Source organism: Methylophilus sp. Leaf408 (assembly GCF_916856905.1).
Lineage (GTDB): Bacteria > Pseudomonadota > Gammaproteobacteria > Burkholderiales > Methylophilaceae > Methylophilus.
Window position 1 is genome coordinate 118,826 of sequence record NZ_CAKASK010000002.1, and the last position, 14,269, is coordinate 133,094.

Sequence of the window (14,269 nt, forward strand, 5' to 3'; positions counted from 1 at the left end):
AGATATGTGGTGTACATGCATAGCGCTAAACTCAGGCAGATTCCGTCGCAATATTCGTAGCAGCAGATTGCAGTTGATTCAGGTAGGCAATGCCGGCATCGCGCGGGCCATGATGAACCACTTCGCCGCGCTTGAGGATCAGCAGATCGTCAGTGACTTTGAGTACGCCCGAACGATGGGTCACCACCACAATGGTGGTATTGATCGTTTTTAAAGCTTGCAGCAATTCCATCAGCCGCGCTTCACCAAACTCATCCAGGCTGGCATTCGGCTCATCCAGTACTAATAAAGGCGGCTCTTTATAAATGGCACGGGCCAGGCCCAGCAATTGCCGCTGCCCGCCGGATAATGGCAAACCTTGTTCATCAAGCCGGGTATCGTAACCCTGCGGCAGGCGCAGAATGGCTTCATGCAGGCCAACGCGCTGGCAAGCCAGGAGTATGTGCTGGCTTTCAAGCGCACCAAAACGGGCGACGTTTTCGGCAATCGTGCCCTCCAGCAAGGAAACTTGTTGTGGCAAATAACCTATGCCAGCCAGCAGGGTGCGGGCATTATTCGCCTGTATGGCTGACTGGTTAATTTGATATTTACCGGTATGTGGTGAAACGACCCCCACCAGCAACCGCGCCAAGGTGCTTTTACCGGAACCTGACGGGCCCATAATGCACAACAACCTTCCTGGCAAAATACTCAGGTTCAGACTATTTAATATACGCCGTGACTGTAGTTCTACCGTCACCGATTCCAGCTGTAAATGATAAGGGCGCTGTAACGGCTGTGTGGCAGGTAAAGCTAGCAGGTTTTCCTGGCGGCTTTGCAGAATAAATTGCAAATCGGCAGCGGCAGTATTGGCCTGCAACCACTGGCGCCAGCTATGCACAATTACATCAAACGGCTGCAAGGCGCGGGCGATCAGTACATTCGAGGCAATCATGGAACCGACACTGATCTGGCCTTTAATGGTCAACCAGGCGGCAATCGCCAGCATCAGCGATTGCATGGTGTAACGCACCCATTTATTCACAAACTGGCTGCGGTCACTGGCGGCCAGCCATACGCTTTCGGCTTGTGATTGTTCGGCCAGCAGTGCCTGCCAGCGCTCAAGCAAAGTTTGCGACATGCCCAGCACATGGCTGGTTTGCAGATGGCGGATCTTCTGCTGGATAAAGTTTTCAGTGAATTGTTTGGTTTGCTGCGCTTGCTGTGCCGGACCGGCAATCACCTTCTGGTTCCAGAACGCCACTAGGCACTGGACCAGGCAGAACACAATCGCTGTCGCCCCGAGCACAGGATGCAACACAAATAACACTGAGATATATACCACGCTCCACGGCATATCCAGCATGGCAAACAAGCCCTGCCCGGTCATAAACTGCCTGACAGTGGTGAGCTGCTGCAAGGACTGCACCGGCGACTGTGTTTGTGTGGTGCGGGTATCAAAAATGGCAGAGAAAATTTGCTTGCCGTAGGTGAGGTCAAACTGCACGCCAGTCTTGATCGCATACAGATTACGCAACCAGTCGGCGCCTGCCATCAATATCAGCAAACCGGCGGTCAGCGCAGTCACCGCTACCAGCGTCAAGGTATTCCGGCTCTGCATCACGCGGTCATACAACTGCAGCATATAAAGCGTAGGCACCAGCATCAGCACATTGGTCAGCAAACTAAGCCATGCCATCTGGATAAATTGCGCGCGGAACGGTTTGATCAGCGCCCATACTGAGTTTTTAATCGCCAGTTTCATGGTTGTGCTGCTTTCACTACTTGCGGCTTGGCTGTTTGCGGTTTAACCGCTCTCGCTTTAGCTGTTTCCGCTTTTGCAGCATCTTGTTGAAAACTCGCCATCACATCATGCGGCTTGCCGTAGCGGATCATTTGCCCCTGGCACATCACCAGCATAAAGTCCGCGATATTCAGGATGTGCTGCAAGTGGCTGATAATAATAAAGGTCGTACCCTGCTGTTTCAAGCGCGCAATTGCATGCTGAAAGGTGCGCTCGGCAGCCGTGTCGAGGTTGGCATTCGGTTCATCAAGCACCACGATACGCGGGTTGCCATACAGCGCACGCGCCAGGCCAAGCAATTGCCGTTCACCGCCGGACAAGGGCACACCGGATTGACCAATCAGCGTATTCAATCCTTCCGGTAACTGGTTGATCCAGTCAGCTAACCCCAGCAGGGCGATCACTTCTGACAAGGCCTCTTTGTCCGGACTGTTAAAGCGGCAGATATTGTCGATCACCCGGCCATCAAACAGGTCTACCTCCTGTGCCAGGTATCCCACATACGGCCCTAGCCTGTTTTTGTCCCAGCCGTGCACATCGACGCCGTCGTAACGCACGCGGCCACCAGTTGGCGCGACCAGCCCCACCAGTAATTTTGCCAGGGTGGTTTTGCCAGATGCCGAAGCACCCGCGACCACCAGCACGTTTCCGGCGGGCAGGTTAAATTGCACCTGGCGGAGAAACACTTCTGCCTGGGTTTTACCCGCTTGCGGCTGGGCATAAGCCAGTTGGTCAACGGAAATAGCACCGGTAGGCGGAGGCAGCACCAGCCCTTCGGCTTTTTGCGCTGCACCTGCAAACAGGCTTTCAATACGCTGCCATGCGGTCCACGCCTGCTCATAGGTTTTCCAGTGACCCACGCACTGCACCAGTGGCGACAGCACCCTGGCTGCGAGAATAGAGGCCACAATCATCATCGCGCCGCCATTGAATAATTCACCTTCAATAAACAGGTAGCAGGCCAGGCCAAGGATCAGGCTGGTTTGCATGGTCTGCAACCAGCGCGAAGCCGCTGAATTTTTGCCTGCCAGCTCGGAAGCCTGTGCCTGTTGCCATAAAAAACCGTGCTGGCTTTGCAACCAGCGCTGCTCTACTGGTGCCATCATTTGCATGGCCTGCATCACGTCTGAATGACGGCTGATACTGGCAAAATAACGGTGGGATTCCATGGCATGCTGATTGGCCTGCTTCATCATGGGCGCAACGCGAGCCTGATTTTGCACTGTTAACACTAACTGGATAAATAAACCCAAAAGCGTCAGCACGCCCAATGCAGGATGAATCAAGAACACCGCCATCAGGAAAATCAGGCAGAAAGGGGCATCCACCAGACCAAGCAAGGCAGAAGAATGCAATGTACTTTTGAGGGTAGAGAAATCGGAAAACACTTGCTGCGCCGGAAACTCCGGCATGGACAGTTTGGCGGTAAACACACGCTCAAATAAACGCTGTTGCAGTGATTTTTCAAAATGGTGAGAGGCGGATTGCAGAAGGCGGCGGCGTTGCCACTCGAGCGCTTCCATCACCAGATAGGCAAAAGCAGCCATTAACGTCAGCATCAATAATGTAGACAGATTACGGCTGTTAATGACACGGTCATACACCTCCAGCATATACCAGGAGGGTACTAAAATTAGCAGGTTTGTCACGACGCCAAACAGCCACACTTTGCGCCAGATGGGCCAAAGTTCAGACATGACTTGTTTCATGGTTTCAGATTGCGACAACATGTTCACCAAGTATTTCTATAAACAAGACTACGGACGGCAAGCCGTCCGTAGTTATCGCAATTAAACGATGATGAAGTCCGAAGTGGACAGTGTGTTCACACCAGTCAACACAGCAATATCTACCTTCGCACCGCTACCATTACCATCAGCGTCATAGCTGAGTGTTTTAGTAGTAGTGTTGTAAACCAGGTAGTCATTGCTATCCTGTGCAGTACCGGTTGAGTTCACGCGCAGCATGCTGGCATTGAAACCTGCCAGGTTGCTGTACTGGTCAAGATGTAATTCCAGCTTGTCAGTACCACGAGTGAAGTCAGTGATGGTATCTACACCGGTCAGGTTGAACGCAGTGTTGGTGTAAGTCTGCACAGAGGTGGCAGAGCCAGTAACCACTTGCTCATACACTTTACCGAATACAAACTTGTCAGCACCGCCACCGCCTGTCAGCGTATCGTTACCGCCATTGCCGACAAACACGTCAGCCTGGCTGGTACCGATAAAGGTTTGCTGGTTGGCATTGCCTTCAAAACGCAGGCCATTCGTAGTCACGCCAGAAGCATCAACCACTACATTGTTGATGGTGCCGCCGTTGTTGCCCAGGGTGTTGGAAAGGTCAGCCACTGTACCGTTGGCTTTGAAGTAGTAGTGATCATTCAGCAATTGCAGGTCTGTATTTTCTACATTCAAGCGACCAACAGTACCGCCCACTTGCACAACTTCCATAGACTTGAAGTTGTCGTTATTGAGCACAACAGTACCATTGGCTTTGGTGTTGGCACCGATACCGGTAGTGATACGCAATGTATCCACACCATCACCACCCACGATCACATCGTGCTTAGCACCAGTAGCGATCCACTCTTTGTTACCGTCATCTGCTTTGGAAGTCGTGCCTTGCACACCACTGCCGAAGCCGCCGATCACAAAAATGTCATCGCCTTCACCACCATCCAGGTAGTCAGCACCGCCATGACCGATCAATAGGTCATTGCCGCCGTTACCGTAAACAGTGTCATCACCCAAACGCATGGTTGCGTAATCAACACCTTCGCTACCCAGTACGATCTCATGCGCATCGCTGCCTTCGTTAGCACCGTCAATGCGCGTGAAGCTACCAGCTACGCCTTCAGAGGCATCATAAGTGACATCCACGTTGAAATAGAGGTGAGCCACTGAAAAGTCATCTACTTCAAATACCGCTTTGTCGTATGTAATCGGAGTTGCACCAACAATAGAAGCTGCTGGTTCAAACTCTTCTTCTTCAAACTCAAGTTCCACGGTAACGTTTTCAACATCGCCACCGGCTACACCGTGAATTTGGTAACCTGGGTTTAAAACCTCACCCAAGCTTAACGACTCTCCGTTATTCTCAAGTTGCTCAGCTTCTAAGCTAATGCTTACGCCACTAGCTAATTCAATACGTTCAATACCTCTGAATTGTAAATTCTCATATTCACCTGAGGCGGCAAACTCTATGGTATCAACTGCATTGTATCCAGCAACTGCAGTTGCAAATGTACTAATGGCTGTAGTAGAGCCGGGACGATATACAATATTTAGACGTACATCAGTTTCCACCTCTTCTGCCATTTCCACATCTTCAACTTCAGTTAAATCATTTGTAACAGTATCAAAAACTAGTAAATCACCGGTTTCCTCATTTTCAGATACATCTACATAACGCGCTTCATTCCCAGAATTATCTAACCCTGAGACACCAGCATCAATAACTGTCTCACCTTCAAACTCACCAGTGACTACAAATGTGTCATTTGATGATTCACCAACTAAGATATCGTTATCAGTTACAAAAAATATGTCACCAGCGACTGTTTCGTTACCAATTGAGCCGCCCCCGCCAATTACAACATCAAACCCATTACCGCCGCTGAGGACGTCATCGCCGCCTAAACCAGTAAGCGTATCATTACCATCGCCACCATATAGCGCATCAGAACCCTGCCCTCCAGAAATGAAGTCATTACCATTTCCTCCATCTGCTGCATTGGTGCCATTCCCTAAGTCTATTAAATCGTCACCGTCCCCACCAGAAACGACATCGTTACCATCTCCACCAAAAATAACGTCATTTCCACCACCACCGAATATCACATCATTGCCACCACTACCATCAATGTAGTTATCCAAATCATTACCAATAATGACATCAGAATTTGATGTACCTGTGTATTCTGTTTCGGTTGAATTAAATTGTTTATATGCCATTTAGAACTCCTTAACATTAAAAACTTCCCGCAGCGAAAGCATCACTGCGGGGCATTTCGACTGAGAAATCTCTCTAGCTATTTTTAGAATAAACTGCCAGCTACTGGGGTAGGGGCCGCGGTGCCACCTGGTGGAACAAAACCTGGCACTCTCACTTCAATAAACTCTTGTGTGGAGCTGCCTTGCTCTTGCCAAGTCATACGTAGCCTTATTGCATCTGTCACTGCGGCTGGTGCTGCTGAAGAACAAGCTGCTCGGACATATAAAGCCGAAGAAGTTGGGTTAGTTCCAGAGTCTGGATCATTAGCGTTAGCATCTGTCGTAAACTCGACCCAGTTAGAATTAAGGTCGGCCGTTTGCTCTGATGCAAGTGGCACACCCAATGCGCTAACGTTTTGTCCATTTACGGAATTTGTCGAGCCCGGTGTGAGAGGTAAATTGTAGTAACCTGGTGCAAAAGTAGAGCTTGGAACTGCGGCAGCGCGATGTTGAACAGAGGTAAATGTACGACCCACACGATACACAACATCAGCATTAGTTAAAATTCTTGCATAACCAGCTGAAACTGTACCAGAAGAAGAAAAACCACCTCTTGCGATTCCATTCGCTTCGAATGTTTGTGTACCAGCAAGTGTTAAGTTGTAGTCCGTGTTAGTTAACGATACTTGCATTGCATAAATGCATTCAGTTTGAGCAGCATTTCGGAATACAACATCGGTTAAAGTACCAATATTAACGTTTGTATTATTTGTACGCGCATTATTCATTGTGATCGTCCGGTTCGCTGAACCACCTGAAACAATAGTGAATCCAGAAACAGGAGATGTCAGAATACTAGACGGTGCAGGAACGATTGCGCATGTATTATTAGCAGTAGTAGTTGGCAATGTAGGAGTAACGCTTCCGTAATTACCTGTGGTGTTACAAAGTTTGTATGCTGTAGTTCCACCAGTCGGCTGATGAGAGCCTGCCCCTCCAGATGCTACTGCAAAGCCAGTGACAGGCAGAGTTTCTAAACCTAATGACATAGCTTGACCAGCCATTAAACCAAAAACGCTTAAAACCGCTAATTTTAAAGTCAAATTTTTCATTTTATTCTCCATCGCGTTACAATTAGCAGGCATTTGTGGCTGCCTGCATCACCAATTCACACAACCTAAGTTAGGCCCTTGTAAGTTCTAATTCAGTTGTAGTTGAATTCTTGATTGCGCTAGGGCTGTCCACAAATGCCCTTTACATCAATCATCAATTCTTTTCACAAACAAGTAATTTACTAAATCGGTATACAAAATCATCGGGAATTTTTCCTGTTTCACAGATTTAGTCAGGAACAAAATGCCAGTTCAAACTAAACCAAATACCGCGCGGCGCACCTGGTGCAATAAAGTTTGTACTTAGCCAGTCATTGGAGTTGTGGTTGTAACCATCTGGCCCAATTGCTCCCAAAATACTTGGCGAGAATGGGTTTCGTCCTAACCGACCAGCACTGAAATACTCTCTATCAAAAATATTGTTTATGAGTAAGCTTGCCGTCCACTCTTTACTGAGTTTATAAGACGTTTGGAAGTTAAATACTGTATAGCCAGGGACTTTGCCTGGATTGCCTGTAGGTTGACGAGGTACAGTAACGCGAGTTGAAACATTTGTGACCGGATCAATCACATCGTAGCTTCTAAAGGTTGTTACACCTGGCCGATGCTCATTATTTTCATTGCCTCTAAGAAAACTCTCAGAGTGCATAACTGCACTAAAACCCACCTGCCAGTCAGGGGTCAAATCATAGCTAAAATTGGCATTGATATTATGTAAAGGTACACCAGGCATTCGATTACCAGGTCTAACTGTAATGGATCTCGAACCATCGCCTGTGCCAAATACGTCATTACTCACGGAACTGCTATTATCTGGACTTGCTATTTCAAAAGTATTTTGAAAGGTAGCATCGGTCAAAGCGTAATTTAATTTGAATCTAGCCTTGCCATACTCGCCAGCCAATCCAGCTTCAATCCCCTGACGTCGAGTGTTGCCTATGCTGTCAAACAGGCTTTGGTTTTGTGGCAAAGTAATTAAATAAATATCGTCCTTTAAATCTGTTCGATATGCACTTAAATTCCATTCAATACGATCTGCGCCAAATATGTTTTGCAAGAAGCCTCGTGCGCCAACTTCGTATGTGGTAGCTTTAATTTGTGGCAGATGTGGATCCCCAGAAAGGGTGCTAGGCAAATTGCAACTACGATTTTCTACAATGCTTTTAAAAGCTGTACCGCCTCTACCATCATCAATTAAAGTTTTATCAATTGCACAACCAAGCTCAATAACACTAGGAGTTCGCGTACCTTGTGACCAATTACTGTAAAGATTCAAGTTTTCTTTGGCTTGCCACGTTGCTCCAAAGGCCGGATTCAATGAACGATAAGTAAATTTTTCAGTTTCGGGAGGGTTCAGTAGGTTTGCTAAATCAGGAGTTCTTAATCCCGTGCTGGGGCAAATTCCATCGATGCAGATATTGAATAAATCAGCAAGGGCGATGATTTCAGAGAGGGCACGCTGGCGGTCACCTGCAGCAGTCGTAGCAATTGTATTTTTAACTGTTGTTTCGTTATATCTAAGCGCTCCAGTGATATGAATAGTATCTACAGGGCTCCAAGTTTCACTAGCATAAATACTTTTTGTTGTTGAAGTACCTTCAAAATTGTTATTTCGGATATCCTGCCTTGCAGCAACAAATTGTTCTAACAATAATTCGGGGGCTAAGAAAGCATTACGATTACTGTCGAACATACCAAGACGACCACTACTGCTGTAATCTGCTTTAGCGTCATCTATCGAAGTGCCAATCATAAATTTGTGCTTTTCCAAATTCCAGTTCAACTGTAAAGAAGCACCATCAACAATCTGATCTATTTCCGTATTAGTTATTTGTGCAGTTGGAATTCCTTCAACCACACCCGGTGTACCATTTGCGGCTCCATCAATTCTTACTGGTGGACTACCTGCAAAAGCAAAATTTGTGTTATTTCCATATTTGGCTTGCGTAGTGGCACAATTGGTGCCATTTATTGGTCCCAAAAATAAAATATAGTTGTCCGTAATAGGATTACCATTTGAATCTAATGTTGTGTAGTAATTAAAATTAGCGATTCCTCCAATGTCCACCTCTGTTGGTAAAGTGTTGTAATTCATTGCATTTGTTGGAAATGTATTTTGAGCAAAACTATAGGGGGCAGTACCATCTGGTAAAGGATCGGGCGTAGGTGGTACTGGGATGCTGTTGTACTGACCCGAATAAGCTGTAGCTGCTGTAGGGTTTTTGGCGTACTGAAGATAGTATTGCGCGTACTTCAAAAAGTTTTGATCGGTGATTTCAGCATTAAATGAATTTGCACCAAAGAAAGAAGGTGGTTGATTTACATTTCCTTGAATAAACTGATCGAATAAAGGATCTGTACCTGAAAAAAGTGATCCATGTGGGATCGAGTAAACATGGTAATTTGGAAGGCCATACTGCGCAGCACGACCTGTACTATTATATAAACAGGAATACTGCTCACCATCCTCTAAAGTATTACCAATTTTACTTCTAACGACAGAATTAACATCATTTCCATCATATTGCGTGTAAGCATCTGCAGCTCTCTGTTTGCGGTTACTATGGCGTCGATATACCTGACCAGTAATTGTGAAAATATCATTCACAAAATAACTGCCAGACAACTGATACTGATCAAGGGTATTCTTTGTGGTGTCTGGGCTGGTAAAAACGCCATTTCTATTGCGCTCATATTCCTCACTCGGAATTAGGCCATTGCCTACCAAGTCTGTTTTGACAAGCAATGCGCTCAAATTCAAATCTAATTTGTCCCCGCGGTAAGTGCCTTTCGTAAAAAGTTGATTAACTCTACTTGGGGAATTTTCGCGCCAACCATCTTCCAAAAATATATTCGCAGCTGCAAAAATACCTACCGTTCCGTTATTCCAACCCCCTTCCGCCTGTAGTTGTTTACGCCCAAAAGAACCATTCAGCACTTCCACATCGCTACCTGCATGGTTAAAGCCATCTTTAGTTTTTAGGGTGAATGCTCCACCTAAAGTATTCAAACCAAAAATCGGGTTTGAACCAGGGAAAACATCAACGCCTGCCAATGCATTCATAGGAATCATGTCCCAGTTAACAACATCACCAAAAGGTTCATTGACTCGGATACCGTCAAAAAAAACACTCAAACCTTGTGGGGTGCCGATCTGAGGTCCAGCTGTAAATCCGCGATATTGCACATCCATTTGGAAAGGGTTGCCCTGGTAGTCGTTAACCGTGACCGATTGCAGTTTTTTGTTCATAAGGTCAGTTAGGCTTAAGGAATGTGCTTCCTTGATTTCCTTCGCAGAAATGCTTTGAACGTTGCCGGGAATTTCTTCTTTGGTTAAGCCCAGGCCAGGCAACGGACCCACCTCATAAAACCGCTTGGCGCGAACCTCAACTTTATCTAGCTCCACCGTTTTTTCTTCTTTTTTTTGAGCCTTTTGAATATAGACACTATCCCCTTCGATTTTTGGAGCCAACCCAGTGTCATTCAGCACACGACGCAATGCCTCCTGACGCGTCATACGTCCCCGCACTTCCGGTGCAGTTTTGCCAGAAACGATGTCATTAGGAAAAGAGATGCTCATGCCGGTTGCTTTGCCTAATGCATGCAACGAGTTTGCCAATGGCTGCTGTGGAATATCAATATTGACCGGTACACTGAACGTCTCCTCTTGCTGTTTAGGTAGCTGCGTATTCAATGCCTCAGCGCAGGCAAGCTGCACTGAAATTACCCCCCACAAAACAAACAATGTGTACATTGCACACTGTTCAATTTTCTTGATTTGCATCACCTGAATCTCCCTCTGTATAGACTCATCTCTGAGAGAGAGAAAAACCTGACGTCGTTTACCTAATTTTACAATTTAGATGAAAATGCAGATTGAGCGCGCAATTTAGATATCTCTGCCAACTTCTGAATATTCAAAAAATGAGTTATAAAATAAAAAAGAGCAGGGACATCGTCAGTATTTGGTCTCAAATATCAGGGCATTAAAATGGAAGAATTACAGCAAAATGCGGAGTTCAAACGGGCTTTGGCATTCCATCAAAACGGTAATGTGCTGGAGGCTAAAAACATATATCTCGGCCTATTAAGCCTTTATTCAAACAACACACGCCTTCTGAATAATTTGGCTATCATTGAATTTCAACATGGTCATTTTGAGTCTGGGCTGGATTATGTTGAAAAATCTTTGGGCATAGACTCAAACCAATTTGCCGCATATGGGAATCGCGGTGCTGCTCTATTTGCACTTGGACGATTGGATGAGGCTTACCTGGATTACAGTAAAGCGATTACTTTGAATAAAAACTATGCGGAGGCTTATTACAATCTAGGAATTCTGCATGAGAAATCCGGAAGGCATGAAGAAGCGCTGAGGGACTACGATAAGGCCATTGAAATCAGACCTAATTATACGAACGCTTACAACAATCGCGGCAATGTGCTCAAAGTGATTAAACGATTTGAGGAAGCACTCTCAAATTACGAGCATGCAATTAAATTAAATCCACGTCATGCAGAAGCCCATTACAACCGGGGCGTGATTTTTAAAGAACTCAAAAGCTATCAAGAAGCACTTTCAAGCTACCAACAAGCAATCTCGCTTAAGAGCAATTATGTAGACGCATATAACAATTGCGGAAGCGTTTTAATTGAACTTGGAAGATTCGAGGATGCTTTGGCTTATTACCAAAAGGCAATTCAACTGAACCCAGATTATGCGTATGCTTATACCGGCCAAGGCATAGCATTTATGGAGCTCAAGAGATTTGATGAAGCGTTTGCTAGTTTTGAGAAAGCAATCGTGTACAACTTACGGACCTCCAAAGACAGGCAAAATAAAAACACTAGAGTTGATGACCCTGGAACGACAACTGACGCTGACGTCGCTGACGCGTTTTGGAATAAAGCTATTCTAAAAATCCTACTGGGAGAGTATGAAGAGGGTTGGTGTTTATATGAATATCGGCGCCATCGCATTGAGCAAAAAGAATCTTACCCTGATTACAAACAGCCCCTATGGCTAGGCCAGCAACCTATAAATGGGAGGGTTTTATATATTTACCCTGAGCAAGGGCTAGGGGATTTTATACAGTTTTGTCGTTATATTCCCTTGGTTGAAAAACTGGGTGCGAAAGTTATTCTTAGCGTGCCTGCACAGCTATATCCTGTAATAAAAACAATGGGATTGAATGCCAAGATAATCATGGCTGGTGAGAAGATTGACGCATTTGATTTGCATTGCCCGATCATGAGTTTGCCGCTGGCATTCAAGACGAAATCGGAAAGCATTCCCAACACAATGCCTTATTTTTTTGCCGATAAAGAAAAAAAGAATACTTGGGAAGATAGGTTGAATAAAGCTAGCCCCCAGCTAAAAGTTGGATTGGTTTGGTCAGGCTCCAAAGAACACAAGAAAGATCATGATCGCAGCATCCGACTAGAGCAACTAGGACCTATACTAAGTCTGCCGATTGCGTTTTATTCCCTGCAAAAGGAAATCAGAAATCAAGACAAAATAACTATCTCCACACTAAATCAGATACAGCAATTTTCAGATGAACTCATTGATTTTTCTGATACTGCAGCGTTGGTTGATTGTTTGGATTTAGTCATTACGGTTGATACTTCCGTCGCACATTTGGCAGGAGCAATGGCGAAAAATGTCTGGATACTCATTTCATATTTGCCGGACTATCGCTGGATGTTAGATCGCGACGACACACCCTGGTACCCACAGCTACGTTATTCAGGCAGTCAAATGTCGGGGATTGGGATAGCGTGATTACCAATGTGAAGGCTGAATTGGAAGCGATGCTGGCCACGAAAAACCTAGTTTCGTGAGAAGCTCAGACCAAACTGATAGCTAACCTATTGCGGGTTTCAAGGACAAGTAAAGGCGAAATTACACCAGCACGCCTTTAAAATCGACTAATGTTTACTGCTAATTAAGGTGTACTGTGGAGTTTCATTGATAGACACTTTTGCAATATTGGGTAATCCACGCAGGAACTGCTCAATATCCCGGATATTAATATCGGCTGAAATATTACGAATATCCTTGCCGACTGCACGCACAGGTTTTTGTCGGTAGCGTGAGACTGTCGTCGCGATTTCATCGATATCGGCACGATCAAATACCAGCCTGCCATCGAGGAAAGCAAAGGCATCCGATGCCGGGCGGTTCACTAGCACCGTTGCACGATTGGGATAAACTTCTACCACTTGACCATTGGTGATGATGCGGGTTTCGCTGACAACCTCTTGCTCACCTTCTTCTACTTTTGGTTCTACTTTCACAGTGCCGTGATCAACACTCACACGCACCAATTGATCCAGGCGATTCACAGCGAAGCGAGTTCCTAATACGGTAACTTTTGCAGTGTCTGTTTCTACAATAAATGGGCGATCAGGGTCTTTAGTGACTTCAAAGATGGCTTCGCCCTCCCTGAGTAACACATGGCGTTCATGTCGATAGTATGTGACTTCCATATCGCTTTTGGCGCTGAGTGTGACGCGAGTGCCATCGTCTAACGTTTTATGGGCAATCTGCCCGACCGGGTTTTGTGCAGCTAGCTGCATGACAGGTGTGGCTTGCCAATCAAGGTATTGTTGGTGAAAAATAAAGCTCATGATGCACAGCAAAGCAACCATGAACAACTGGCCGACACGGCGCTGCTTGTTTTTGCGTTTGGCTTCCTGCGCCAGAAAGGCATGCTGCTCTGCTTCATCTGCCAGTGAGGACAATGCGTCTGGCGAACTCATTCTCTGCATGGCACGCGTGATACTTTCATACTCGGAAGCATGCCGAGGATCATCGGCCAGCCATCGCTCAAAGTCTTCACGCTCTGGTGCGCCTTGTGAATGCTCGCGCATCCGCAAGTACCATTGTGCTGCAACTTCGCTGACTGTCATTTGTTTAAGCATTAGGTGAGTATTTAATGTGCCATTTTTTGTTGAAACGCCCGGATATCGAGCATAGCACGAATAAGATGTTTTTCTACCATGCTAGTGCTGATCCCCAGGTGGGTAGAAATGTCGCTTTGTTTCATTTCATCCACATGGTAAAGCCAGAACACCTGGCGGCATTTTTTTGGGAGCAAATCCACAATGCGTTGCAGGTTATAAAGCATCTGCCGTGTTTCATAAATATGCTCTGGCGAACACTCCAGGATCAGCGCAGTTTCATCTATCTGGTCCTCTTCTACAAACCGGGTCCTGTAACGGTACTCATCAACCATCAAGTGGTTAACAATGCCATTCAGGTAAGCCTGTGGCGACTCCTCCCTTGCCGGATGGCTCGAAACGGCAAAATATACTAAAGCATCATGCAATATATCTTTTGCACGTTGTACACAAGCTGTGCGCCTGCCGATGCGCCGCAGCACATCCGTGTATGCCCATTGCAAATCAATCCCAGACCATGCCAACGTATCGCTCAT

The 14,269-nt window shown here is 46.1% G+C and carries 8 protein-coding genes; 1 reads left to right on the forward strand and 7 read right to left on the reverse strand.

Annotated features, from left to right (window positions below; translation table 11 throughout):
* Nucleotides 1-31 precede the first annotated feature (31 nt).
* From LPA26_RS11390 to LPA26_RS11410, 5 genes are all read right to left on the reverse strand, one after another.
* On the reverse strand, nucleotides 32-1,744 hold the full coding sequence (locus LPA26_RS11390; protein WP_229008438.1) for a type I secretion system permease/ATPase: 1,713 nt from the start codon (nucleotides 1,742-1,744) through the stop codon (nucleotides 32-34).
* Entirely contained in the window at nucleotides 1,741-3,480 is a 1,740-nt protein-coding gene (locus LPA26_RS11395; RefSeq protein WP_229008439.1) for a type I secretion system permease/ATPase, read from the reverse strand. Before LPA26_RS11395 ends, LPA26_RS11390 begins: the two co-directional genes overlap by 4 nt.
* 93 nt (nucleotides 3,481-3,573) lie before the next feature.
* Nucleotides 3,574-5,736: a calcium-binding protein gene (locus LPA26_RS11400; protein WP_229008440.1), complete on the reverse strand. Its 2,163-nt coding sequence runs from the start codon at nucleotides 5,734-5,736 to the stop codon at nucleotides 3,574-3,576.
* 83 nt (nucleotides 5,737-5,819) lie between these two features.
* A complete protein-coding gene (locus LPA26_RS11405) occupies nucleotides 5,820-6,860 on the reverse strand; it encodes a hypothetical protein (RefSeq protein WP_229008441.1) in 1,041 nt (346 codons plus the stop codon).
* A gap of 196 nt (nucleotides 6,861-7,056) precedes the next feature.
* Nucleotides 7,057-10,611, reverse strand: a complete 3,555-nt coding sequence (locus LPA26_RS11410; RefSeq protein WP_229008442.1) for a TonB-dependent receptor domain-containing protein — start codon at nucleotides 10,609-10,611, stop codon at nucleotides 7,057-7,059.
* 207 nt (nucleotides 10,612-10,818) lie between these two features.
* Here LPA26_RS11410 and LPA26_RS11415 point away from each other — a divergent pair, with 207 nt between their 5' ends.
* Nucleotides 10,819-12,612 carry a tetratricopeptide repeat protein gene (locus LPA26_RS11415; RefSeq protein WP_229008443.1) on the forward strand — a complete coding sequence of 598 codons (1,794 nt, stop codon included), beginning with the start codon at nucleotides 10,819-10,821 and terminating at the stop codon, nucleotides 12,610-12,612.
* Between the two features lie 146 nt (nucleotides 12,613-12,758).
* Here LPA26_RS11415 and LPA26_RS11420 read toward each other — a convergent pair whose 3' ends face one another.
* Both LPA26_RS11420 and LPA26_RS11425 read right to left on the reverse strand, forming a co-directional pair.
* A complete protein-coding gene (locus LPA26_RS11420) occupies nucleotides 12,759-13,742 on the reverse strand; it encodes a FecR domain-containing protein (RefSeq protein WP_229008444.1) in 984 nt (327 codons plus the stop codon).
* Between the two features lie 23 nt (nucleotides 13,743-13,765).
* On the reverse strand, nucleotides 13,766-14,269 hold the full coding sequence (locus tag LPA26_RS11425) for an RNA polymerase sigma factor (protein WP_229008445.1): 504 nt from the start codon (nucleotides 14,267-14,269) through the stop codon (nucleotides 13,766-13,768).